The organism is Bifidobacterium parmae (genome assembly GCF_002860365.1).
Taxonomy (GTDB): Bacteria; Actinomycetota; Actinomycetes; order Actinomycetales; family Bifidobacteriaceae; genus Bifidobacterium; species Bifidobacterium parmae.
In genome coordinates, this window is record NZ_NMWT01000013.1 from 13,277 (window position 1) to 37,072 (window position 23,796).

Below are 23,796 nucleotides of genomic sequence, written 5' to 3' on the forward strand. Positions count from 1 at the left end.
GGGTGGTCCGGCGGCCCAGTGCGGGCCGGATCAGTCCGGCAGTCCGGTCGCGGTCGGCGAACACATCGCCGCCCCCGCCGGCGGGGGCTCCCGCGAAGCGGGTGGGGGTGGTCCGGCGGTCCGGTGCGGGCCGGGTCAGTCCGTCGGCCGGATCAGGAACGTGCGTGAGGCGTACCCGTCGCCGGGCACCTGCACGCCCGCCGTGCCGTGGGCCGCGTCCCAGTGGACGGGCCACGTCTCGACGCCGCGGTCGGGGAAGATCGGCGTGATCGTCGCCTCGCGGCCCGCGTAGCGTGCGAGGTCGAGCGCGACGGTGCCGCCGTCGGAGTCGCGGTCCCACACGGTGACGAGCGCGTAGTCGGGCGCGGCGAGGCCGTAGGCGAGCACCGGGTCGTTCCAGCCGGGCAGGCCGAGCGGCCAGAACGGCGTGGCGTGCGCGATGACCGGCTGCACGTACGTCTTGTACCGCGCGATCGATTCCTCGACGAGCGTGCGCTGTTCGTCGCTCATGCGGTTGATGTATCCGGACAGGAAGTAGCGGCCGAGGAACGTCGTGTTGATGTTGACGGCGCTTTCCTCGACGCCCATCGTGGACTGCGGGTAGGCCCAGCTGCCGGCCTGTTCGGGCAGGACCATCATCGGCGCGGTCGCGGCGATCGTCGGGTAGAGGCGGAAGTCCTGCTGGTCGGAGGTGGACTGCACCTGGAAGCGGGAGGTCTGCGCGAAGTCCTCGCGCATGCCGCCGGACGAGCAGTTCTCGAGGATCAGGTCGGGGTGGCGGCGGTGTACGCCGTCCACCCAGTCGAGGTAGGCGCGGTTGTGGCCGAGCAGTCCGTCGCCGAGCGAATCGGAGTCGACGTCGGTGCCCATGCCGGGCTGCACGTTGTAGTCGAATTTGAAGTAGCCGACGCCGTAGTCGTCGACGAGCCGGTCGACGACCGTGTCGAGGTGACGGCGCGCTTCGGGGCTGCGCAGGTCGAGCACGTAGCGTTCCTGCTCGACGACGCGGTGGCCGTTGCGCTGGAAGAACGCGGAGTCGGGGAGTTTCGCCGCCATCGGGCTCTTCACGCCGATGACCTCGGGTTCGAGCCACAGGCCGGGCACCATGCCGGCCTTGCGGATCGCGTCGATGACCTCCTTCATGCCGCCTTTGCCGGGGAAGCGGGTCGTGCTCGGCAGCCATTCGCCGACGGACGGCCACCAGTTGCCGGTGTCGTCGTACCAGCCGCAGTCGATGCAGAAGATCTCGATGCCGACCTTCGCGGCGGCTTCGATGAGCGGCAGCTCCTTGGCGGTGGTCGGGTCGCCGTAGATCGTGTTCATGTAGTCGTTGAAGATGACGCGCGGCTTGTCGTTGTCGATGTGGTTCGGCTGCGTGCGCATCGCGCGGCGGTAGGCGGTCACGGCGCGTACGACGCCGTCGAAGTCGGCGGCGAGCGCGACGGACGCGGGCACGGTGGTGAAGCTTTCGCCGGGACCGAGGTTCTTCGCCCAGCCGTGGTCGACGTTGGTGGGGCCGGTCAGTGCCATGTAGGCGTCTTCGGTGTCTTCGCCGATGTCCCAGCGCCAGGCGCCGTTGTGTTCGATCTGGAACAGCCAGGCGAGGCCGAAGCGCTTGGATTCCATGACGGCGAGGGGTGCGAAGCGGCCTGTGGACCAGGTGCTGGTGGAGACGACGCGGTGTTCGCCGCGCGGGTCGACGTTGGTGAGCTCCTGCGCCATGACGGGGAAGTAGTCGCGCAGCGGCGTGGCGTGCCAGCGGCCTTCGGCGAGCCAGTCGTACTTGCCTTCGATGGACTCCCATGCGGCGAGGTCGGCCTTCTGGCCTTCGGGCGCGCCGAACGCGCTGGCCCAGCTGGTGACCTGTTCGACGCTCAACGGCGCGTCGGCGCGGGTGGTGGTCGGGTCGGCCTGCACGGTGCCGGTCGCGTCGCCGGTGCCGGTCGCGTCGCCGGCGGTGTTGGTGACGGTCGCGTAGGTGCGGAACATCGGCACGCCTTCGGGCAGCTCGTAGGTGACGGTCACGTCGATGCGGGCGGCGGCGTCGGCCACGTCGATGTCGAGGCGCTTGACGCCGCGCTCCTCGCTTTCGTGATGGCCGACGTAGCGCAGGTCGCGGCCGAGCGTGGTGTGGATGAGCTTGTCGCAGGCGATCCAGTGACCGGTGCCGGCGACCTCCAGCTCCACGATCGGGATGCGATGGTCGAGCACGGAGGTCACCGTGCCGGCGCCGTCCTTCGCCGTGACCGACGCGATGGTCACGGGCGCGTCGTCGCCCCATTCGAACCGTAGGGTCAGCGCGTCGTCGCCCCACGAGAAACCGTTCGCCATTGTGTTCCTCCCTGCGCGTGTGCGCCGGCGTCGCCGTCCGCGCGCACGCGCACCTGGTCGGGTTTCGTTCCGCAGCCCCGTCTTCTGACGTGTCGTCGTCAGAGGTGTGGCGCGCGTTGCGGTTCTTCGCCCGATGCCGTGTTCACGTTTGTTGAGGAACACTATATTTTTATACCGGTATAAAGTCAAATTGACAGGGATGTTTTGGCTTATTTTCCGGCGTTTCTTGATATTCGAGCTACATATTCTTTTTACCGTTTTCATCATTGCAAACGAGTGCATGCGCGGCGCTGCCGCACGCGGCGATAAGGTGGTATCATCAGCGATATGAGTGAAAACAGGAAGACCGAATCACGGAAGACCGCCGCACGCGCGGACGGCGCGGCCGCCATCGCGGCGCGCACGGCAACGGCAACGGATGCCGGCAGCGGCACCAGCGTCCCGGACGTCAACCATTACGCATACCGCATCCGCTGGGACGGCAAGTCCGAGCGTTTCGTCGCCTCGTGCGCCGAACTGCCGGACGTGACGTTCGAAAGCGCCTCGCAGCTGGAGGCGTTCGTCGGCATCCGCAACGCCGCCGAGGCGGAGGTCAAACGGCTGGTGAAGGCGGGCGAGGAAGCGCCGGAACCATTGTCGGAGCGTCACTTCTCCGGCCGCATCCTCGTGCGCATCCCCCCGGAGCTGCACCGTGCGCTGACCATCGAGGCCGCCGAACAGCACATCAGCCTCAACCGTCTCATCTCCAACCGTCTCGCCGGCTGACCGCGTTTCTCCCCCCGCCGGCCGCCCCGCCGGCGGTTTTGCGCATGTCGCGGCATGGTGTGAATCGTCTCGCCCCCGCCAGCAGGCCCCCGCGAAGCGAGTGGGGGTGGTCCGGGGCTGGTCCGGAGAACGGTACGATTCCACACGACCGACCGAAACCGCTCACCGCCGTTTCTGCTTGCGCCCCTTCAGGTAGATGTCGATGACGATCCACACGCCGAGCACAAACGCCACCACGTACCCTAGGAATCCGACGATCGGGATGCCGAAGATGATCGGTTTCATGCCCGCGTAGTACACGATCGACGATCCGATGAACAGGCCGACCACGATCAGCGCCATCGTGAGCCTGTTCACCATGTCGCTCAGCAGCTGGAACGGCTCCTGTGAGCCGACGAGCTCGATGTTGGTGCGCAGCTGGCCGCGGGTGAGCATGCGGGCGGCCACGTTGAGCTCGCTCATCGCGCCGAGCGCGCTGTGCAGCGCCTCGTGCCCTTCCACGCCGAGGGATTTCAGCTCGTCCTTGACCATCTGCTTGGGGCTTTTCGACGTGGCGATGTGCTTGGAGATGATCTCGATCATGTTCACGTTGGGGATGAACTCGTCGAGCAGTCCCTCCAACGTGACGAGCGCGCGCCCCACGGTGGTGACGGTGCTCGGCACTTCGATGCCGTGCCGGGCGGCGAGGTTGGTGAGCGCCGTGATGAACGCGGCGATGTCCAGGTCGGCGAGGTCGACGGTGCCGTACTCCTTGACGATCGTGTCGAGGTCGGCGAGCAGCGACGGATAGTCGGCCGGGTCGGCTTCGGCGCCGGCGAAGCGCAGGAGGCCGTCGGCGAGCTGCGGCGAATCCTGTTTGGCGACGGCGAAGATCATCTCCTTCATCACGGTGCGCGTCTTCGCGTCGAGCCTGCCGGTCATGCCGAGGTCGATGAGCACGATCTGCCCGCCGCGGATGATGATGTTGCCCGGGTGCGGGTCGGCGTGGAAGAAGCCGTCGTCGAGGATCTGCGTGGCGTAGTTGTCGACGAGCTTGGTGCCGATGTCGTTGAGGTCGTAGCCGGCGGCGATGAGCCTGCCCGGATGGGAGACGGAGATGCCTTCCACGTATTCCATGACGACCACGTGTTCGGTGCACAGGTCCGGATAGGGCGTCGGGCAGTCCATGTATTTGAAGGGCGCGGCGAACCGTTTGAATTCGGCGAGGTTGCGCGCCTCCACGAGGAAGTCGGTTTCGGACTGGAACGTGTCCCACAGCTCCTCGACCACGCCTTTCAGGTCGACGATCTGCGTGTTGCGGAACACCTTGGTGGCGCCTTTGGCGATGGAGCGCATGATGGACACGTCCTGCGCCATGGTCTCGCGCACGCCGGGGCGTTGCACCTTGACGGCCACGTCCTCGCCGGTGACGAGCGTGGCGCGATGCACCTGGGCGAGCGAGGCGGAGCCGAGGGGCTTGGAGTCGATGTGGCTGAAGATCTCGTCCACGGGCCTGCCGTATTCGGCGGCCAACGTGTCGAGCACGGTCCCGTAGGGCATGGGGTCGGCGTCGGCGCGCAGTTTGGCGAGTTCGTCGCAGAAGCTCTGCGGCAGCATTTCGGAGCGCATCGAGAGGATCTGGCCGACTTTGACGAACGTAGGGCCGAGCGCCTCGAACATGAGACGCATCTTGACGGGCGTGAGGCCTTTGAGCGCGTCGAAATGGTTGACGATGCGCACGATCTGCGCGAGTCGCTTGGCCTTGCCGCGCCGCGTGAGATGGTAGCGTGCGGCGAAGTCGTCGCGACGCGGTCCGAACAGTCCGATGGTCTCGTCCTGTCCGGTCTCCCACACCGGCACGGGCACGGGAATGTCCGGGGAGATGCGCGACTCGGTGGACCGCTCCTGCCGCGGCGGCTGTTCCGCCGGTTCGTCGTCCGTTGTTCGTTTCGACGATGCGTTCGTGTTCGTCACGGTGCGTCTCCTTGACCGGGCTTGAATCGCGGCGACCGCCGGCGGATTCCCCCCACATGGGTGGGGAATCATCCGCCGGCGGTCGTCAGCGCAACTGGATGGGAAGCTGTCGGCGCTCAGGCCTCGTCGCTCGGCTTGTCCGCCGGCTCCTCCGGCTCTTCGGCCGGAGCGGCGGCTTCCGCGGCCTTGGCGGCGCGCTTCTCGTCGTCCTTGGCGGCGTCGTTGACGAGCGACTCGCCCACCTTGCGCTTGAGCTCGGTGTTGAGGCTCTTGCCCTGTTCGACGGTCAGCTCGCCTTTCTTGACGAGGTCGTCGACGAGTTCGCTGCCCTTCTCGTATCCGGTGGCGAGGGCGCCGATGCCCGCCAGCACGACCTTGCGCAGGCCGTCACCCAAATCGAAGTCTGCCATGGTGTTCCCTCCTTCGTGAAGGTCGCGCACGGCTCGCTGCCATGCGCACGTACGCTTCTAGCCTACTACCGCGGCCGCGCCGCGGCCACCGCGCGTGCCTGCTCGGCGATCGTGTCGATGCGTTCGAGCTCCTCGCGCTGCTCGCGGGTCTGGTCGGCGGTGCCGAATTCGCCGTACCGGCGTTCGGCGGCCACGCGGATGAGATAGTCGGCGATGGCGGGGTTCTTCGGCAGGAGCGACCCGTGCATGTACGTGCCGATCACGTTGTTCATGCGCGCGCCTTCCGTATGGTCCTCACCGTTGTTGCCGCGGCCTTCCTCGTCCACGCGGCCGAGCGGGTCGACGCCGGCGCGCAGGAACGTCTGGCCGGAATGGTTCTCGTAGCCGATGATGTCGCCGAATTCGTCGGAGTGTTCGACGAGGTTGCCGATCATGCGCACGTCGCGGCCGACGGTGTGCGCCTGGATCACGCCGATGCCGTCGAGACGCGTGCCGTCCACGGTTTCGAAGTATTCACCGAACAGCTGGTACATGCCGCAGATCATCAGCATGGGCACGCCGTCGGTGGCGAGCGTGCGCAGCAGGTCGGCGCGGCGGAAGAAGTCGTCGATGATCTTCTTCTGGCCGGTGTCCTGGCCGCCGCCGCCGAGGATCATGTCCACGTGTTCGGGCCATTCGTCGCCCTGGTTGTAGGCGGTGACGCGCGGCTCGTAGCCGTAGAGCGCGAGCCGGCGCGTGATGGTGAGCACGTTGCCGGAGTCGCCGTAGATGTTCATGTCCTTCGGGTAGAGGGACATCACGTCGATTACCTTGCCCATGTCTTCATTCCTTCCATCCAAGTCGTCCTCCCGCTGGCGGGAGATGTCCCCGGTCATCGTCTCCCGCCGAGGACCGTTCGGCTTTGTCTGTTCCTCCCGCTGACGGGAGGCATCCCCCGGCTGCCACCTTCCGACCGGAGACCGGGCCGGTTTGCCTGCTCCTCCCGCTGACGGGAGGTGGCGCGAAGCGCCGGAGGGTGGTCACGGTGCCGATCGCGGCCCCGGTCGTTCACTCCCCCACGCCGGCGTCCGCCACGTCGGCGATGCGGCCGAGCGCGGCGCGCACCTTGAGCATCGCCGTGTACGTGCAGTAGATGTGTTTCGGCGTGCCCGGGTTCGCGTGTACGAACAGGTTCAGCGCGGATTCGATGTCGGTGTCGGTCGCCGCGACCGGCACCTGGTCGTAGGCGAGGCGCAGCGCCATGTCCCATGCGCGCACGCCGGACACCTGCGCGACGCCGGTCCCGCGCAGCGAGGTGAAGTCCACGTCCCACAGCCAGCTCATGTCGCGGCCGTCCGCGTATTCGTCGTTGATGACGATCATCGTGTCCGCGCCTTCGGGCGGGAAGCTCGCCAGGGAGAGGCGGAATCCCATCGGATTCTTGACGAGCAGCAGTTCGACCGGGCTGCCGGCGGCTTCGATGACCTCGCCGCGCCCGAATGCGGGCGTGACCCGGGCGACGGCGCGGATGAGCGACGCCGTGTCCGAGGCGGCGACATGCCTGAGCCTCTCGCGGAACGCCTCGCCGCCGGCGGGCGCGGCCGCGGTGCGCGCCCGCGGCGCGTCGGCGACGACCGCGCGCACGACGGCGAGCGCGGCGGCGGCGTTGTACAGGTTGTACACGCCTTCGAGCTTCACGTCGGTCGTGTGTTCGCCGCCGTCCAGGCGGAACGTGGCCCGATGATCGCCGAACGCCGTGAACGTCACGTCCGCCGGCAGCTCCACCGCCTCGGTCACATCCTCCTGCCCCCGCTCAACCGACGGCGATGCCGATTCACGTCCCTGGGAGACGACCTTCTCTTCCCGCCCCCGCCGGCGGGGGCTGTCGGTCGCAGACCGACTGGGGGTGGTCTCGGCGGAGATCTCGCCACCGGTCTCACCGGAGTTCCCTCCGGCGGTCGCGTCCTCCTCCACGCTCACGGTGGTGGCCATGTCGTCGTCGGAGGGGAAGAGCTTCTTCAGTTCGTCGGACAGGCCGAAGTAGCGCACCTGCGTTCCGGCGGGCGTCAACGCGGCGAGCGCGGCGATGCGCGGGTCCTCGCGGTTGAGCACGACGGTGCCGGTGGTGGTCTTGGCGACTTCGCCGAGCAGTCGCGCCGTATTGTCGATTTCGCCGAAGCGGTCGAGCTGGTCGCGCATCACGTTGAGCAGGAGCGCGTAACGGGGTTTGACCTGCTTGACGAAGTGCACGGCGTACGCCTCGTCGAGTTCGAGCACGGCGATGTCGGCGTCGAGGCGGCCGCCCAGCGTGACCTGCTGGAGCAGTGCGGAGACGACGCCGCGCGTGAAGTTCGATCCGGTCGGGTTGGTGAACACCTTCAGGCCGAGGTCGGAGAGCATCGAGGCGACCATGCGCGTGGTCGTGGTCTTGCCGTTCGTGCCGGAGACGAGCACGACGCCGAGCGGGAGCCGTCCGAGCGTACGCGCGAGGAAGCCCGGGTCGATGGTTTCGATGACCTTGCCGGGGAACGCGGATCCGCCGTGGTGCAGCAGGCGGGACGCCCAGCGGACGCCTTTGCCGATGGCGGGTGTGGCGAACGAATTCCATGCCATGTGTCTCATACCCCCTGTCCGCCGGAGTTGTAGTCCTGCGGCATGTCCTTGAATTTCGATGTGGCGCCGAGGAACGCCAGGTGGAAGGTCTCGGTCGGTCCGTTACGGTGCTTCGCCATGATGATGTCGGCCTCGCCCGGACGGTCCTCCTTGTCGTAGAAGTCTGGTCGGTGCACGAGGAACACCACGTCGGCGTCCTGTTCGATCGAGCCGGATTCACGCAGGTCGGAGAGCTGCGGTTTCTTGTCGTTGCGCATCTCGGGGCCTCGGTTCAGCTGGGAGAGCGCCACGACCGGCACCTCCAGCTCCTTGGCGAGGAGCTTCAGCGCACGGGAGAACTCGGAGACCTCCTGCTGGCGGCTTTCGACCTGTTTGCCGGAGGTCATGAGCTGCAGGTAGTCGATGACGACGAGTTTCAGGTCGTTGGTCTGTTTGAGCCGGCGGCATTTCGCGCGGATCTCCATGAGGCTCATGTTCGGCGAATCGTCGATGAACAGCGGGGCGTCGTCGAGTTTCGACCAGAAGCCGTTCAGCGTGTTCCAGCGTTCCGGCGTGATCTCGTCGGCGCGGCGCAGGGCGCCGAGCGGGATGTTCGTCTCGGCGGAGATGATGCGCTGGGCGAGTTCCACCTTGCTCATCTCCAAGCTGAACACGATGGTGGTCATGTGGTGGTGGAGGGCGGCGGCGCGGGCGAAGTCGATGCCGAGCGTCGACTTGCCCATGGCGGGACGGCCGGCGACGACGACCATCTGGCCGGGTTGGAGGCCCTGCGTGAGGTCGTCGATGTCGCGGAAGCCGGTGGGCACGCCCTTGTTGACGAGTCCCTGTTGGAGTTTGTCGAGCTGGTCGAGCGCGTCGTGTACGACCGGGCCGATCGCGGCGTAGTCCTGACGCACCTTGCCGACGCTCATCTCGTACACTTCGGCCTGCGCGAGGTTGACGACGTCCTCCGCCTGCGAGCCTTCGGCGGAGTAGCCGAGCTGCGCGATCTTCGTGCCGGCGGCGATCACGTTCCTGAGGATCGCGCGCTGGTGCACGATTTCGGCGTAGTAGGTGGCGTTCGCCGCGGTGGGCACGGAGGCGACGAGCGAATGGAGGTAGTCGGTGCCGCCGACCTTCTCCAGTTCGCCGCTTTTGAGCAGTTCGTTCGCCACGAGCACCGCGTCGACGGGCTGCGAGGCGGAGAACAGGTTGATGATCGCCTCGTAGATGGTCTGGTGCTTCGGCTGGTAGAAGTCGGTGACCTCGATCATCTGCGAGACCTCGCCGATGGCGTCCTTGCTCATGAGCATGCCGCCGAGCACGGCCATCTCCGCATCGTCGTCGTGCGGGGGCACGCGGTCGAACAACGCGTCCCTCACCGGCGTGCCGGTCGCACCGGGCACATAGCCGCGACCGTTCCCGCGGCCGCCGCGCGCGCGACCGCCACGGTCGCCGCCGCGGTAGGGGCGGTCCGCTGGCGCGTCGGCGCCGTCGTACGCGCGGCCAGCGCCCGCGCCGTCAGCGGGCTCGTCGAAGCCGCCGTCCACACCGCCGAAATCCTCTTCGGGGGGTGCGAAACCGGCGTCGCCGTCGTCATGCGGTTCGTCGTTCCAAGGTTCCTCAGCCATAGGGCACAGTATAGGTATGTTGACATATATGTCGTAACCGATTGAACGGATGCCATATCTTCACTGGCATTCGATAAAGATACAGCATAATCTTCATCGAACATCAGTGAAGAATGAGGTCCGTCATGTCATTGTCATCATTGATCGCCGAATATCTGGACTTCGCCGTCCCCGATTACGTCGAAAGGCCAGGCGCGACGCTCGACGTTCCTGCCCCCCGCGCGCAACAATGTGATACATACCATCACCGGCGTGCGCCGGTGCGGCAAGACCTACGCCATGTACCAGCTGATGAATCGTCTCATCGCAGCCGGGGTGCCACGAAACCGAATACTCCACTTCTCATTCGACGACGACCGCATCATGCCGTTCTCCGACCATACGCTCGCCGACCTGTTGGACGAATACTATCGCATGGTGCCCGAGGCACTCAGCGGATGCTATCTGCTGTTCGATGAGATTCAGGAAGCACCGTATTGGACGAACTTCGTGCGTAGGGTCGCCGGTCAGCATGACGTCACCATCGTGCTGACCGGATCGTCGTCGAAGCTCCTTTCCTCCGACATCCCCACCAATTTCCGCGGCCGTTCGCTATCCCGCGAGATGTGGCCTCTGAGTTTCCGGGAGTACTGTCTCTTCCAGAACATCGACACGACCGACATCGGCGGAGCATATCCATCTTCGGTGCGTCGACCGCTGCAGACGGCGTTCGCCGAATACCTGAACGTCGGAGGATTCCCCGCGGTGCAGCATATGGGCGCATTGGATCGCATGCGCCTGCTGCAGGGATACGCGGATGAAATCGTCACCAAGGACGTGCTGGAACGATTCGAGACCACGTCGCTGCGCGTAGCGATGCGGTTCTCGCGTAGCGCACTGCGTTCCACGGGGTTGAAATTCTCGGTGAACGCCCAGGTCAAAGCGCTGCGCGGCATGCGGGTGCCGATTTCGGGGAACAAGCTCTACGATCTTCTCGATGACTTCGAGGATGCCCTTCTGCTGTTCAAGGTCGGCGATTTCACGCTCTCCATCAAAGAGAATCCGCGATCCTCCAGCAAGGTCTACGCAGTGGATCCGGGATTGTCGTTGGCCGTCGCCCCGGCGAACCACATGGATATAGGACAGCGACTGGAGACGGCCGTGTTCGTGGAACTGAAACGACGATACGGCGGCAACCGCGGCAACACCATCGCCACGTATTCGGCTGCGAATTGTCCCGAAGTGGATTTCGTCGTCGGCGACGAGGCGGCCGGCGAACCGTATCAACTGATTCAGGTGGCCGCACGGACCGGCTTGGACGCCACGACGGTCACCGATTTCGCCGCACAGAATCTGAGCGCCAAATTCCGCAGCGAAATCGGCAACCTCGACGCCGCCATGCGCAACGCCGGACTCGCCAGGGGAACCCTGATCTCATTGGAAGAGGAAGGTCTGGTGACTGTGCCGGCCGGCACCATCGAAGTGGTTCCGGCATGGAAGTGGTGCCTGCGACGATAGAATCGCCAAACGTCTCCCTAGCGCGGACCGACAGTGGCTTGCAGCGATTTCTCGGGGAATCGCATCGGCTTTCCCATGGGTTTCAATCATCGCTTGGAGATTCGCGAGGTTATATGTAGTCACCGGCGAACGACAGGCCGCCACGACGGAACAGACCATCGGACGGACAAGAGCGAACCGGCGAGGCCGAACCCCTTCCGGCCCCATAACCATAACTGAACAACCTTTCTTCTTCCTCTCTCTCCTTCGCGAAGGGCCCGACGGCATTACGCCGTCGGGCCCTTCCGTTTATCCGCGCCCTAGCCGCGTCGCTACCGGCATGGAGTTACATGCCGAACGCACCGTCACGCGCGCAGTGCGCGCTCGGTGGCGCGGGACTTCGCGAACACGGTGCCGGCCGCGCCCGCGAACAGCAGGCCGACCACGGCGAACAGGACGATGCCCGCCGCACCGGTCTTCGGCAGCTCGGTCACGTTGCGCACGTTGATCACCGAGTAATCGGTGATCTCATTGCCGCTCAAATCCGCGTCGCCGGAGTCCTGGGAAAGACCCATGCCCGGTCGATGGAGATTCGCCCTAGCTGCCTTAGTACCCCCTCCCTTTAGGGGCATCAAACCGTGGAATCATGCCCGAATCGCAATGAGGTAAACCGGCATATCGCTGGAAACTAGCGGAAACCATCCCGATATGAGCGAAAACGTTTACACCGATTGTTATCAAATTGTTATCTTTCGCTGCTCACTATGTCGATTCGACACGCCGAACCGGTTTGATTGTTGACACCATGTCAGCGATTGCAAGCGGCATGACATCACGTCATCACCCCGCTGTGAACCGCTCACATCCGCACAAAACCGGACTTTCCACACGCAAGCACATGCCTGACCCCGGGAGTACCATGACCACAGACCAAGGAACGGAACAGAACACACAAGGCGTATCAGGCATGGGTAATCACGCAGACAATCGGACGGCATCGCATCGCGGTCATCGTGAGGCGCCCCGCACGCATACTCGGAAGTCCACAGTGCCGACCGCACGACCCACCATCGCCACGACGACGTCCACGGGCACCACGACCCATACGAAACCCACGTCCTCCATGGAACCCACGGACCCTGCCGAACCATTCACGCCGCAGCCGTTCGCCGCCGCCATCGACGTCACCGACCTCACCGCCGAACGCCGCCGTCTCGCACGCAACCTGCTCGTGATGCGCGTCGTCACCATCCTGCTGCTCGTCGCCGCCGTCTCCGTCGCCGCGTTCCCCTTCGTCCTCCAATTCAAATCCGGCACCGAGCTCGCCGCCGCCACCGCCACCACCGCACGCAACGTAGCGAACTGGCCATACCCGAAAGCGAAGGACGCGCTCGCCGCGGCACGCGCCTACAATGCGAAGCTCGCGCAATCCGGTCAGCCGGTGCTCGGCGAGGCGGTCGACCCGTTCACCGCGGCCACCGGCGGCTCGCGTGCAAGCGGCGACGACTCCGCATCCAGCAAAGACAAGGAATACCAGTCGCTGCTCGACTCCGGCGACGGCGTGATGGGATCCATCAAAGTACCGAAACAGTCCATCGACCTGCCGATCTACCATGGCACGTCCGAGAAGGCCTTGGCCTCCGGGGCCGGACACCTGTACGGCTCGTCGCTGCCCGTCGGCGGCGAATCCACGCATTCGGTGATCACCGGCCACCGCGGACTCGTCAACGCGATGATGTTCACCCGTCTCGACGAAGTCAGGAAAGGCGATTTCTTCTACATCGAAGTGATGGGCGAGACGCTCGGCTACAAGGTGGACCGCATCTCCGTGATCCTGCCGAACGACACATCGAAACTGAAGATCGTGCCCGGCGAGGACCGCGTCACCCTGATGACCTGCACGCCCTACGGCGTGAACACGCACCGACTGCTCATCTCCGGGCATCGCGTCGCCATCCCCCTGCCCGCGCCCGAACCGGGCGACGTACACGACGGGCGCATGATCGGCGTCGGCGTGGGAGTCGCCGTGCTGTTCGCGGGATGGCTGGCGACGATTCCGCTGCGCAGGCGCGACGGGATGCGCATCATGCGGCATGCCGCGTTCTGGCCGTATGACCGGCCGGGCGAACGCGGGAGCGCGAATGATCCGCTGAGTGGTGAGATTGATGGCGGGGGTACCGGCGTGGGCTCTAGCGAGACCACCGCTGGGACCACCCCCACCCGCTCCGCGGGAGCCCCCGCCAGCGGGGGCGAGTAGGTTAACGCCGGTATTCCTCGGCGTCGTCGTTCAAGTGAATCTCCCCGCCGGAGGGGCGAGTAGGTTAACGTTCCGAGGGGACTCTGCCGGCGGGGCGAGTGGTCAGGCTTCGCGGCGGCCGGCCAGGGCGCGGCCGAGCGTGATCTCGTCGGCGTATTCGAGATCGGAACCGACGGGCAGACCGCTGGCGAGACGCGTCACCTTGATGCCGAGCGGCGAGAGCAGACGGCTCAGATACGTGGTGGTCGCCTCGCCCTCGATGTTCGGATCGAGCGCGAGGATGATCTCCTTGACCGTGTCGTCCTTCAACCGTTCCAGCAGTTTCGCGATGTTGAGGTCGCTGGGTCCCACGTTCGCCATCGGGTTGATGGCGCCGCCGAGCACGTGGTAGAGGCCGCGGTATTCACGCGTGCGCTCGATGCTCATCACGTCCTTCGGCTCCTCGACCACGCAGATGACGGTATGGTCGCGCCGCGGGTCCGCGCATACGGGGCACGGGCTCGACTCGCACACGTTGCCGCATACGTCGCAGAACCGCACCTTCGCCTTCACTTCGGTGATCGCGTCCGTCAGGTCGGCCGCCTCCTGCTCGTCGGCGCTGAGCAGATAGAACGCGATGCGCTGCGCGCCTTTCGGCCCGATGCCGGGCAGCTTGTTGAACGCGTCGATGAGACGCTGGATCGCGCCGTCATACGCCAATGCCATGTTGTCGTCTTCCTTCCGTCATCTACTCGTCGTGCTTGGGCGCGACATGCATGTTGCGCGGGTTGCGCGGATCGTCGGCCGCGAACGTCTCGACCTTCTTCACCTCGAACAGCCTGCGTAGTTCGTCGCGGTTCATCGCCACGGCGCTGCCGAGCGACTCGTCGTCCATCGAATACTCGTCATCGTCCGCGTCGACCTGCGGTTGTGCGGGTCGCGCGGATTGCGCCGGCGGCATGTTCCACGGGTCGTTCGCCCGTCCGGCCGGCCCTGTCTGCACACCGGACGGGCCGGATTGCGCCGATGCCGCGAGGCCGTTCCCCGTGCCGCCCGCGTTCCGCGCCCCCATGGGCGCGTTCCACGGATCATCGGGCTCGGCGGGCGGCGGCACGTCCTTCCACGGGTCGTCCGGTTCGACCGGTTCCGCCGGTCCGTTCGACGCGCCAGGATTGCGTACCGCGGACCGCATGTCGCCGTGCGATGCTCCACCGACCGCCGGCCGGTTCCCGTTCGCGGAGCCGCCGCCGTTCGCCGGAAGCGGCGTGTTCCATGGGTCGGCGGCCGTGTTCCACGGATCGGCCGCGTTCGACGTGTTCGGGTCGTTCGACGCGACGGCGGAAGCCGCTCCGTTCGCACCGGCCGTATTCGCCGGAACCGCCGAGGACGCCGGATTCCACGGATCGGCGGAATCCGACACAGCCGCGGACCGCGCTCCCCGGTCGTTCGTCGCGGCGGGCGCGGGTTGCGCCCACGGGTCCGTGTCGTCGCTCAAGTCGGGCACCGCCACCTGCTTGCGGTGATGCTCCGGTTCCCGGACCGACGACGATCCACCCTGATTCGGCAGAGGATGCGCCCATGGGTCGTCATCCTGCGATGTCGTCGCCGGCTGCACCCACGGGTCGTCGTTCACGGATGCGGTTCGCGCCGGGAGGCCGGTCGATGCCGGACCGGATGCCGCGCCTCGGTGACTGTCGTCGTCCTCCGCCTGGTCGGATGCCGCCGAGGGAGCCGCGGACTGCTCACGCGCCCCCTCCTTGGCGCCGCCGGCGTTCGTCTCGCCGGACTGCGCCTTCGCGGCGGCCGCCTGCAGGTTCTCCTGCAGCAGTTGCGCCTTGATCTTCTGCTGCTCGCCCTGCGGCAGTTTGCTGAACGGCGGCGTCTTCTGCCCATCGTCCGTGGTGGGCGTGGGCGCGAGATCGGTCTGCGGGCCGAACAGCTTGCGGACTTCGGCGCGCACAATCGACACCACCTTGTTCGTGCCGTCCACCGGTTCGGAGGCCACGGCGAGTGCGAACGCGTACTTGTTCAACGCGGTGTCGAAGCGCAGCCACACGCGCGGGCGGCCGGTCTTCGCATAGGTGGGGACGAACTTGATGCGTGCCTTGTCGCGAGCCACGTAGCGGCGCACATCCTCGGGCAGTGCGGCGAGCATCGCATCCCACTTCTGATCGGGCGTGCGATTATCGGGCTGCGCGGACGCGGAAGGCTGTACGGCGGGCTGCGCGGTCGTCGCGTCCGCCCCGGCCACGCCGGACGACGACCGGCCGGGCGTTCCCGCGGTCGCGCCTTGCGCGGCGGCACCACCGGTTTCGGGATGCTGGCTGCGGGTCGACCCCGCGAAACCGCCGCCGGCCGCCTGACTCACGGAGACGGCGGCACGGCCCGAATCCTGCGATTGGCCGTCTGCCGCATCGTGATGCTGGTTGCGGGCGGCACCGGCGAAACCACCGCCATGCGAGCCCGTCGTCGCACCGGCGAAACCACCACGCGCACCGGTCGTCCCGGCCGCGGCACCGGAACCGGGAGTCCCCGCACCGGAACCGGACGTGACGCCGGCGCCCGGTGCGCCGGCGATCGCCGTTCCGGCCGCCGGCGCCGCGAAACCGTTCTCACGGCCGGCGAGCAGGCGCGCGGCCAACAGTTCCAAGCGCATGCGCGGCGAAATCGCGCCGGTCATCTGGCCGAGCGTCGCGTTGATGATGTCCGCCATCGCGGTGAGCTGCGACAGTCCAAGCGCCGCCGCCTGACGGTGCAGGTCGTCCATGTCCTCCGCTTCGGCGGTGTCGGAGAGCACGGTCTCCGCACGGTCTCCCGCCAAGGTAAGCACGAGCAGGTCGCGTACGCGGGCGAGCAGGTCCTCGACGAACCGTCGCGGGTCGAATCCGCCGACCACGACCTTCTGGATCACGCCGTACAGGTTCCCGCCGCTCGCGTCAATCACCGCGTCGATGGCCTCGCCGATCAGCGCCTCCGGCGTGAAGCCGAGCAGCGCCACGGACGCGTCGTGCGTGATGACGCCGTCCACCGCGCCGACCATGAGCTGGTCCAACACGGAGAGCGTGTCTCGCACGGAGCCGCCGCCGGCGCGCATCGCCAGTTTGAGCACGCCCGGCTCCGCCGTGATGTGCTCCTTCTCGCAGATCTGTTCCAGATACGGCCCCATGACTTCGGCGGGCACGAGTCGGAACGGGTAGTGGTGGGTGCGCGAGCGAATCGTGCCGATCACCTTGTCCGGCTCGGTCGTCGCGAAGATGAACATGACATGCTCCGGCGGCTCCTCCACGATCTTGAGGAGCGCGTTGAAGCCCTGCGGCGTGACCATGTGGGCCTCGTCGAGGATGAAGATCTTGTAGCGGTCGCGCGCGGGGGCGAATCCGGCGCGTTCGCGCAGTTCGCGGGCGTCGTCCACGCCGTTGTGCGAGGCGGCATCGATCTCCACCACGTCGATGGAGCCGGGGCCGCCGGTGGCGAGATCCTTGCAGGATTCACATTCGCCGCACGGATGCGAGGTGGGGCCCTTCGCGCAGTTCACACATCGGGCGAGGATGCGCGCCGAACTGGTCTTGCCGCAGCCTCGCGGTCCGGAGAACAGGTAGGCGTGCGTGAGCTTGCCCTCGTCGAGGGCGCGCATGAGCGGGACCGTGACCTGGTCCTGGCCGATCACCCCCGCGAAGGTGTCGGGTCGATAACGGCGGTATAGCGCCAAAGCCATCGCTGGTTCCTACTTTCTTCCGATCGGATCGTCCGGACCGCGCCCGCATCGCATGCAGCGGGCCGGCGCACCGACGGACGTCCATTGCACTGTCCTCTAATCTATCCCAACCGGCGCACGCCGCGCACGCCGGACGGTCGCACGCGCGGTCATCGGGCGGCCACGCGCACGGCCAGTACACGGTCAGCGCACGCCCGGCAATCAACGAACCGGTTCGCTACCGCGCGTGTCCGCCGTGACGCCGCGCATACACTGGGATGTATGAGCATTGACACAACGTCAACAACGACGGTCAAAGGAGACGCGAGACGGCTCGCGATCGTGCGCGCCGCAAGGGAGATCTGTCTGGAGAAGGGCTTCTCCAAAATCACCGTGAGCGACATCGCCGGACGGGTCCACATGACCAGATCGCTGTTCTACCATTACTTCCCCGATAAGGACGCGGTGGCGGACGCCGTCCTCGACGACGTGGTCGAAGACATCCTGTCCAAGCTGTCCGCGTGGGACGCGGCCCGCGAGACCGGCAACATCGACAAGGCGCTCGACGACGTCGTGCGTCTCACCCGCGCGCTGATCGCCGACGAGAGCCCGTTCTCCGCGCGCATGATCCACGAGGGCAACGCCGAACTGTACATCCGGTTCATCGACCGCATCGCCGACCGCATCGCCGACATGTTCGAACGGACCACGGTGCGCGACTTCGAGATGCGTCACGGCCTGCCCATCACGAACGTGCACGAGACGTTCTTCACGCTGATCGTGGGTCTCATCTCACTGCTGCGCTCCCACCCGGAGACGCCGGACACGACGGTGAAGAGCGTGATCGCGCAGACCCTGCACCTCACCGGCTACATCGCGGCATGCCCATCCGTCGCCCCGGACGCGCCGACCGCGCCAAGTGCGGCGCCGGCGCCGGACGCGACATCGGCACCGGGCACATCGGCGCCGACGGTCGCACGTTAGACGAACTCCCCGGTGACCGGGTCGCGTCCGTCCCGCCTCAGCATGGCGAGCACGCGGTTCTCGCCATGCTCGCGCTCCTGGAGCCGTGCGACGGCGGGCGGCACGAGCACGCGCAACGCGCGGTCGCACGCCTTCACCGTGACCGGCAGCCGGCCGATGTATTCGCCGTCCGCCATGAGCACGGGCGGTTCGTCGCCTTCCGCGGCGCGCGTGATCTCGATGTCGCGCACGCGCTTCCAGCCGAACACCTTCGAACCGAGCAGTTTGCCGTTGTAGCCTTTCGAGATCGCGTCGGCGATCTCCACCGCGTTCGGCATGTGGTCGATCCAGATCAGGTCGAGCAGACCGTCGTCGAACCGCGAATACGGGGAGACCTCCAATCCGCCGCCGATATGCCGCGAATTCGCCACGGTGAGCATCGGCGAGATGATGTCCAGCTCCTCCACCGTACCGTCCGCCAGCGTGGCCTTCACGTGGTAGCCGTACCGTTTGAGATGCCTGACCTCCACGAGCACGGCCGCGAAGTAACGCAGCGAACCACCCGGCAGTCGCGAATGGTTGGCCCGGTCGTTGATGCTCGCATCCAATCCGCACGACAGCATGCCCGCATAGTAGCGGTCGAATGCGGGAGCCGTCCCGGCACGCACCTCGTGCGATGGTTCCGTCTTCTCGCCGGTGGTCGGGTCGGTGGCGACGGCGCCGGGCAGCGCCGTCACATGACCCATGTCCACGTCAAGGTGCGAACCGCGCACGATCGCGCCGACGATGCCTTCCACCGCCGTGTCGATGCGGTTCACCGGCAGCTTCAGTCCACGCGCGAAATCGTTTCCCGAACCGGTGGCGACGATGCCGAGCGGCTTGCCGCTGGAGCCGACCGCGTTCGCGCCGAGGGCGATCATGCCATCGCCTCCGACCACGACGAGATGATCGTAGTCGTCGATGTGCTCGCGCGCGTTGGCGAGGGAGTCGTCGAAACTGTCGCCGGTCAGATCGATCACGTCGAACCCGTACCGTTCGCCGGCCTCGGTCAGCAGCCCGCGCACGCGCTCGTCGACCGCCGCTCCCCTGCCCTTGTCGGACGTGGGGTTGCCGACCATCGCGACCACGCCGTAATCCATGCTCTCCGTCATACCTTTCACGATAACCGGAAAGAGAGCGGAACCGCCAGTGCGGGCGACGCCGCGACGGGACGCGCACGGTGAACCGCGTCACATGGCACGTGCGAGGCGTCAGCCGTCGCACGGCACCGGTCCGGCTCGCGCCTCGACGGCGATCTCCGGCATGAACGGCACGTCGGTGGCGAGCGCGACGCGCACGGTCACGTCGTCGCCGGCATCGCCGCCGACCTCGCAGGAGGCGAGACGGCCGGCGTGCGCCGTCGCGACGGTCGCGGCGACGACGCACGGTTCACCGCCGCCATGCCGCGCGACCGCAGCGGACAGCGCGGCCAGGTCGGCGGCGGATCGCGCGACGGTTCGACGCACCAGCAGATGACCGGCGGTCGCGGCGGCGGACAACAGCACGGCGACGAGCATGACGAGCGCGACGCCGGCCATCGTGCCGGAACCCTCGTCCGCATGGGCGAGCGCGCTGCCGGACCGCTGTCGCACGGCGCGTCCGTCCGCGTCCCGGCGAGCCGTTCCGCGATTCCGCGCGATGATGCGGCTCATGCGATCACCCCCACGGCACGGCCTTCGACCCTCGTGGGCAGGACGCCCAACGGGTCGGGTACCACCGGGCAACGTGTCGTCACCGTCACGTGGTCGCCGTCGCGGTTCACCTGCACCGCGACGTCTCCACCGCCTACGGCGTGGGCGGCCGCCGCGGGATCGGCGGCGTCGCCGGCCGTGACCGCGGCCCGTGCGGCCGCCGAAGCGGCATCCTGGCATCCGATGGACACCATCACCGTGCGGGAGAGCGCGAGCAACAGCAGGGCGAGTACCACGACGGCGGGCAGCACCGTGGCGAATTCCGCGGTGACCGCGCCGGGATCGGCGGCCTTGTCCGGAGGCGGGCGTCTGGAGCGACGGCGTGAATATCGTGCAGTCATGGCGATCAGCCTCCCATCATCAGCGCCTTCTTGACGATGTCGAGCAGCAGCTTGCGCACGGCATCGGATTTGAGGATGGCGACGAGCAGGGCGGCGAATCCGGTGGCGGCGACCAGCACGACCGCGTATTCGGCGGTGGCGGCGCCTTCCTCGGGTTCCGCGGCGAGCGTGCGCATGCGCGCGTCCATCACGCACAGGCGGGCGCGGCACGTCTCGCGCAGGCGTTCGGCGCGGGCGCGGGCGTACGCGAAGATGCCGGCCTGCCCCTCGCCGTTGACGGGGATGTCAGTGTTCATGGGAGTTCCTTTCTTGGGATGTCGGATGAGATCGGATGAGTGAGTGACGGGTGGAACGGATGGGGAATGGGGATATGGCGGTTGGGGTGGGCCTAGGCCGGGGTGAATCGGGTGAGGTGACTGGAGGTCACGGTGGCAGCTGCCATAGGGGTTGACGTGAAGGTCGGCGCGAACGCCGGAGGAGGCACGATATTGAGTTGTGGACCGATCGGTCGTTCCACTGTGCGTGATGGGCCCCGAAGCATGCAACGTGTTCCGGGCAATGTGGTCAGTACCCCCTGGTTATCCACATCCCGGGCGTGTCGTCCACATCGTTGTGGACGACACGGCAGGTGATATCACCGCATGGATGTACAGCGTTACCGCTGTACTGCGTTACAGCGTCAGCGTGCCGACGCCCGTCTCCTCGTCGAACTCCAGCTTCGTGCCGTACGGTTCGCTCATCGCATTGAGTCGGTCCACGATCGCACGCGCCTCCTCGACATCCGCACGCCGCGGGATGCCGCGCAGGGCGTGACGTTCCTCGTTCATGCGCAGCTGCGTCGGCACCACGGTGACGGACTTCACGCCCGTATCCGGGTCCACGTCGATGGCCGCGAAGCAGCTCGTGTCGAACCGTTCATCGCCGTAGAAGCCCTGCGGTTCGCCGTTCGCGTCGCGGCGGCGCATCTGATGCAGGTCGGACGGGTAGGAGTCGTCCGCCAGCGCGTACTTCTGGAACATCTCCACCGGCACGCGCGCCGACGTCTCGAAATCGGAGACCAGACTGCCCAGCGAGTAGAAGATCACGCCGTCCCGGTACCGGTCGATGCCACGCAGCATGTGCGGACCGTGGCACAGCACCAGATCGGCGCCCGCCTCCACGAACGCGTGGCACGCGTCCACGATGAACGGCGCCGGCTGCGCGTGATACCAGCCGTCCTGTTCGCCCTCATGCGCGTGGATGCTTACGATCACCACGTCCGCCGTGCCCTTCGCGTCACGGATGGCACGACAGTTCGCCTCCACATCACGCGGGTCGGCCTGCCATACGAGCCGCGCCTGCGACCCCTTGCGCACCTTCACCGCATTCGGCACGCCGAAATTGAACCAGTTCGGATCCGTGTTCTCGCGGATCTCCACGCGATCGGTCTCTCGGTGCGTGCGCGCCGTGCCCAACGCCTCGTCGATCGCGCGCAATTGTTCATACTGCGATTCGGGCAGTTCCACGGACACGCTCCAGCGCAGCGGGTTCAGGCCCGGCCGCGCCGCGCCCCACGGCGAGGCGTCAGAGGCGAGGAAGTCGGCGGCGGCCGTGGTGGCCGTGCCCACCAGGCCGATGCGCGCGTCGGCCACGTCGGTGAACACCGGGCGGCGCGCCTCGGCCAGCGTGCGCCCCAGACCGGCCGGCGTGAGCCCGCGCTCCTCGAACGCGCGCAACGTGTCCAGCACGCCCACATGGCCATAGTCGCCCGTGTGGTTGTTCGCGCCGGAGACGAGGTTCACGCCCAGCGACTTGAGCTCGTCCACGGCCCACGGATGTGAGCCGAGCGTGTACCCCTCCGGGTAGGCGGGGGTGTCGTGCGCCGGCGTGGTGAACTCGGCGTTCGTGAACACGGCGTCCGCCTCATCGAGCAACGACACGAGTTCGGGGTCGATGCGGCCACGGAGGTTGCGGCTCGCGAACAGCGCGTCACCGGTGGCGATGATTCTCATATGGTCCTTCACCTGCTTCGTCGTAGGAGGGGATGCGCCTGCTTCAGCGAATCTCCTGAATGAACTGTTTCGTGCGCTCCTCGCGCGGGTGCCCCATCACCTCGTCCGGCGTTCCGGATTCGACGATGTTGCCGTCGGCCATGAAGACCACCGTGTCGGCGACCTCGCGGGCGAAGCCCATCTCATGCGTCACGATGACCATCGTCATGCCGTCGTCGGCCAGGTCGCGGATCACGGACAGCACCTCGCTGACCATCTCCGGATCCAGCGCTGACGTCGGCTCGTCGAACAGGATCAGATCGGGTTGCATGGCGAGCGTGCGCGCGATGGCGACGCGCTGCTGCTGGCCGCCGGACAGCTGCACCGGATACGCGTCCGCACGGTCCCTGAGCCCCACGCGTTCGAGCAGCGTGAGCGCGGTCTCGCGCGCCTGCGACTTCGGCGTGCCCTTCACCTCGACCGGTCCGATCATCACGTTCTCCAGCACCGTCAGGTGCGGAAACAGATTGAACTGCTGGAACACCATGCCGATGCGTTCGCGTTTGACGGCGGTCTCGCGTTCGCTCTCCTCGTAGAGCCGGTCGCCTTTGCGTTTGTAGCCGACGAGGTCGCCGAACACGGTGAGCGAACCGCCGTCGATGTCCTCAAGATGGTTGATGCAGCGCAGGAACGTGCTTTTGCCGGAGCCGGACGGGCCGATGATGCACATCACCTCGCCGGCGTGCACGTCGAGGGAGACGCCCTTGAGCACCTGCGCGTGTCCGAAGTCCTTGGTCACGTCGCGTGCGGACAGGACGATGTCGCCGGTCGTACCGCTCATCGTTCGGTCCCCTTCCTCGTGTAGTGGCGTTCGACGACCCGCTGGACCGCCATGAGCACCGTGGTGACGATGAGATACCAGATGGACGCCACGATGAGCAGCGGGATGGTCTGGAAGTTGCGTGCGTAGATCGCCTGCACCGAGTACAGCAGGTCGGGGAACGCGATGACGCTGACCAGCGAGCTCGCCTTCATCATCGAGATGACCTGGTTGCCGGTCGCGGGGATGATGGAACGGATCGCCTGCGGGAACACGATCTTGAAGAACACCTGCATCGGCTTCATGCCGATGGACTTCGCCGCGTCGATCTGGCCGGCGGGAACGGCGAGGATGCCGCCGCGGATCACCTCCGCCATGTAGGCGCCCTCGTTGATGCCGAGCGCCAGCACGCCCACGGCGAACGGGGTGATCACCGAATTCACGTCGATCGGTCCCGTGCCGATGTCCGTGAACGGGATGCCGAATCCGATCTTCGGGTACAGTGCCGAGATGTTGAACAGGATGATGACCTGCACGAGCAGCGGCGTGCCACGGAACACCCACAGGTAGATGCTACTGATGAACTTCAATACCGGCGCGCCGGACTCGTTCATCAGCTCGACGACCACGCCGAGCACGAAGGCGAGCAGCATCGACAGGACGGTCACCAGAATCGTGTTCCACAATCCGACCAGCACAAGCGGCGACAGGAAGTAGTGGGCCACGACCGGCCATCCGAACCGTTCGTTGGTGGCCGCCGACCAGACGACCGCCGCAAGCAGCAGCACGCACACGACGCTGACCACGTCGCGCGTCACATGGCGGCGTGGCACGACGCGCAACGCGTCGCCGTGACCGCCGTCATTCTTGGAGATCCTGTTGGAAACCATGGGAGCCGTACCGTC

Annotated in this window: 18 protein-coding genes and 2 pseudogenes; 4 read left to right on the forward strand and 16 right to left on the reverse strand. The window is 66.6% G+C overall.

Features of this window, described 5'->3' with window-relative positions:
- Nucleotides 1-135: 135 nt before the first annotated feature.
- Nucleotides 136-2,331: a glycoside hydrolase family 36 protein gene (locus tag Uis4E_RS05540; protein WP_101622221.1), complete on the reverse strand. Its 2,196-nt coding sequence runs from the start codon at nt 2,329-2,331 to the stop codon at nt 136-138.
- Between the two features lie 327 nt (nt 2,332-2,658).
- Here Uis4E_RS05540 and Uis4E_RS05545 point away from each other — a divergent pair, with 327 nt between their 5' ends.
- The gene (locus Uis4E_RS05545; RefSeq protein WP_101622222.1) at nt 2,659-3,096 is read left to right on the forward strand and encodes a type II toxin-antitoxin system HicB family antitoxin; all 438 of its coding nucleotides are present in this window, start codon (nt 2,659-2,661) and stop codon (nt 3,094-3,096) included.
- Between the two features lie 162 nt (nt 3,097-3,258).
- Here Uis4E_RS05545 and Uis4E_RS05550 read toward each other — a convergent pair whose 3' ends face one another.
- The 5 genes from Uis4E_RS05550 to dnaB form a co-directional block, all read right to left on the reverse strand.
- Nucleotides 3,259-5,049 (reverse strand): ABC1 kinase family protein, encoded by a 1,791-nt coding sequence (locus Uis4E_RS05550; RefSeq protein WP_423734916.1) that lies wholly within the window; start codon nt 5,047-5,049, stop codon nt 3,259-3,261.
- Between the two features lie 116 nt (nt 5,050-5,165).
- Nucleotides 5,166-5,459, reverse strand: a complete 294-nt coding sequence (locus Uis4E_RS05555) for a phasin family protein (RefSeq protein ID WP_101622223.1) — start codon at nt 5,457-5,459, stop codon at nt 5,166-5,168.
- Nucleotides 5,460-5,524: 65 nt separating this feature from the next.
- Nucleotides 5,525-6,277, reverse strand: coding sequence for a type 1 glutamine amidotransferase (locus Uis4E_RS05560; RefSeq protein ID WP_101622224.1), 753 nt, complete (start codon nt 6,275-6,277; stop codon nt 5,525-5,527).
- Nucleotides 6,278-6,506: 229 nt separating this feature from the next.
- Nucleotides 6,507-8,051, reverse strand: coding sequence for a Mur ligase family protein (locus Uis4E_RS05565; protein WP_101622225.1), 1,545 nt, complete (start codon nt 8,049-8,051; stop codon nt 6,507-6,509).
- 5 nt (nt 8,052-8,056) lie between these two features.
- Nucleotides 8,057-9,661 carry a replicative DNA helicase gene (gene dnaB, locus Uis4E_RS05570; protein ID WP_243394362.1) on the reverse strand — a complete coding sequence of 535 codons (1,605 nt, stop codon included), beginning with the start codon at nt 9,659-9,661 and terminating at the stop codon, nt 8,057-8,059.
- 231 nt (nt 9,662-9,892) lie between these two features.
- Here dnaB and Uis4E_RS05575 point away from each other — a divergent pair, with 231 nt between their 5' ends.
- Nucleotides 9,893-11,158: an ATP-binding protein gene (locus Uis4E_RS05575; protein ID WP_133125406.1), complete on the forward strand. Its 1,266-nt coding sequence runs from the start codon at nt 9,893-9,895 to the stop codon at nt 11,156-11,158.
- 344 nt (nt 11,159-11,502) lie between these two features.
- Here the strand turns inward: Uis4E_RS05575 and Uis4E_RS12205 are convergent.
- Nucleotides 11,503-11,649: pseudogene (locus Uis4E_RS12205) on the reverse strand (LPXTG cell wall anchor domain-containing protein); the annotation flags it as partial.
- 611 nt (nt 11,650-12,260) lie between these two features.
- On the opposite strand from Uis4E_RS12205, the gene Uis4E_RS05585 reads away from it, so the two are divergent.
- Entirely contained in the window at nt 12,261-13,394 is a 1,134-nt protein-coding gene (locus Uis4E_RS05585; protein WP_101622312.1) for a class C sortase, read from the forward strand.
- Between the two features lie 102 nt (nt 13,395-13,496).
- Here Uis4E_RS05585 and recR read toward each other — a convergent pair whose 3' ends face one another.
- Entirely contained in the window at nt 13,497-14,099 is a 603-nt protein-coding gene (gene recR / locus Uis4E_RS05590) for a recombination mediator RecR (protein ID WP_101622228.1), read from the reverse strand.
- A gap of 22 nt (nt 14,100-14,121) precedes the next feature.
- On the reverse strand, nt 14,122-17,088 hold the full coding sequence (dnaX, locus tag Uis4E_RS05595) for a DNA polymerase III subunit gamma/tau (RefSeq protein WP_101622229.1): 2,967 nt from the start codon (nt 17,086-17,088) through the stop codon (nt 14,122-14,124).
- Nucleotides 17,089-17,349: 261 nt separating this feature from the next.
- Here dnaX and Uis4E_RS05600 point away from each other — a divergent pair.
- Nucleotides 17,350-17,946: pseudogene (locus Uis4E_RS05600) on the forward strand (TetR/AcrR family transcriptional regulator); the annotation flags it as partial.
- 101 nt (nt 17,947-18,047) lie between these two features.
- Here Uis4E_RS05600 and Uis4E_RS05605 read toward each other — a convergent pair.
- From Uis4E_RS05605 to Uis4E_RS05635, 7 genes are all read right to left on the reverse strand, one after another.
- Entirely contained in the window at nt 18,048-19,181 is a 1,134-nt protein-coding gene (locus Uis4E_RS05605; protein ID WP_101622231.1) for a diacylglycerol/lipid kinase family protein, read from the reverse strand.
- A 99-nt stretch (nt 19,182-19,280) separates the two neighbouring features.
- Nucleotides 19,281-19,661 (reverse strand): Rv3654c family TadE-like protein, encoded by a 381-nt coding sequence (locus Uis4E_RS05610; RefSeq protein ID WP_165784864.1) that lies wholly within the window; start codon nt 19,659-19,661, stop codon nt 19,281-19,283.
- 56 nt (nt 19,662-19,717) lie between these two features.
- On the reverse strand, nt 19,718-20,101 hold the full coding sequence (locus Uis4E_RS05615; RefSeq protein ID WP_101622233.1) for a TadE family type IV pilus minor pilin: 384 nt from the start codon (nt 20,099-20,101) through the stop codon (nt 19,718-19,720).
- Between the two features lie 5 nt (nt 20,102-20,106).
- Entirely contained in the window at nt 20,107-20,397 is a 291-nt protein-coding gene (locus Uis4E_RS05620) for a DUF4244 domain-containing protein (RefSeq protein WP_034528927.1), read from the reverse strand.
- Nucleotides 20,398-20,772: 375 nt separating this feature from the next.
- The gene (locus Uis4E_RS05625) at nt 20,773-22,092 is read right to left on the reverse strand and encodes a CapA family protein (protein ID WP_101622234.1); all 1,320 of its coding nucleotides are present in this window, start codon (nt 22,090-22,092) and stop codon (nt 20,773-20,775) included.
- A 43-nt stretch (nt 22,093-22,135) separates the two neighbouring features.
- Nucleotides 22,136-22,912 carry an amino acid ABC transporter ATP-binding protein gene (locus Uis4E_RS05630; protein WP_101622235.1) on the reverse strand — a complete coding sequence of 259 codons (777 nt, stop codon included), beginning with the start codon at nt 22,910-22,912 and terminating at the stop codon, nt 22,136-22,138.
- Complete coding sequence (locus Uis4E_RS05635) at nt 22,909-23,781, reverse strand: amino acid ABC transporter permease (protein ID WP_101622236.1); 873 nt, start codon at nt 23,779-23,781, stop codon at nt 22,909-22,911. Before Uis4E_RS05635 ends, Uis4E_RS05630 begins: the two co-directional genes overlap by 4 nt.
- Nucleotides 23,782-23,796 lie beyond the last annotated feature (15 nt).

What these genes read in the sequence shown, in the direction of transcription:
- Uis4E_RS05540 (WP_101622221.1), bottom strand. Translation starts at nt 2,331, where the DNA reads ATGGCGAACGGTTTCTCGTGGGGCGACGACGCGCTGACCCTACGGTTC.
- Uis4E_RS05545 (WP_101622222.1), top strand. Translation starts at nt 2,659, where the DNA reads ATGAGTGAAAACAGGAAGACCGAATCACGGAAGACCGCCGCACGCGCG.
- Uis4E_RS05555 (WP_101622223.1), bottom strand. Translation starts at nt 5,459, where the DNA reads ATGGCAGACTTCGATTTGGGTGACGGCCTGCGCAAGGTCGTGCTGGCG.
- Uis4E_RS05560 (WP_101622224.1), bottom strand. Translation starts at nt 6,277, where the DNA reads ATGGGCAAGGTAATCGACGTGATGTCCCTCTACCCGAAGGACATGAAC.
- Uis4E_RS05565 (WP_101622225.1), bottom strand. Translation starts at nt 8,051, where the DNA reads ATGGCATGGAATTCGTTCGCCACACCCGCCATCGGCAAAGGCGTCCGC.
- dnaB (WP_243394362.1), bottom strand. Translation starts at nt 9,661, where the DNA reads ATGGCTGAGGAACCTTGGAACGACGAACCGCATGACGACGGCGACGCC.
- Uis4E_RS05585 (WP_101622312.1), top strand. Translation starts at nt 12,261, where the DNA reads ATGGAACCCACGGACCCTGCCGAACCATTCACGCCGCAGCCGTTCGCC.
- recR (WP_101622228.1), bottom strand. Translation starts at nt 14,099, where the DNA reads ATGGCATTGGCGTATGACGGCGCGATCCAGCGTCTCATCGACGCGTTC.
- dnaX (WP_101622229.1), bottom strand. Translation starts at nt 17,088, where the DNA reads ATGGCTTTGGCGCTATACCGCCGTTATCGACCCGACACCTTCGCGGGG.
- Uis4E_RS05605 (WP_101622231.1), bottom strand. Translation starts at nt 19,181, where the DNA reads ATGACGGAGAGCATGGATTACGGCGTGGTCGCGATGGTCGGCAACCCC.
- Uis4E_RS05615 (WP_101622233.1), bottom strand. Translation starts at nt 20,101, where the DNA reads ATGACTGCACGATATTCACGCCGTCGCTCCAGACGCCCGCCTCCGGAC.
- Uis4E_RS05620 (WP_034528927.1), bottom strand. Translation starts at nt 20,397, where the DNA reads ATGAACACTGACATCCCCGTCAACGGCGAGGGGCAGGCCGGCATCTTC.
- Uis4E_RS05625 (WP_101622234.1), bottom strand. Translation starts at nt 22,092, where the DNA reads ATGAGAATCATCGCCACCGGTGACGCGCTGTTCGCGAGCCGCAACCTC.
- Uis4E_RS05630 (WP_101622235.1), bottom strand. Translation starts at nt 22,912, where the DNA reads ATGAGCGGTACGACCGGCGACATCGTCCTGTCCGCACGCGACGTGACC.
- Uis4E_RS05635 (WP_101622236.1), bottom strand. Translation starts at nt 23,781, where the DNA reads ATGGTTTCCAACAGGATCTCCAAGAATGACGGCGGTCACGGCGACGCG.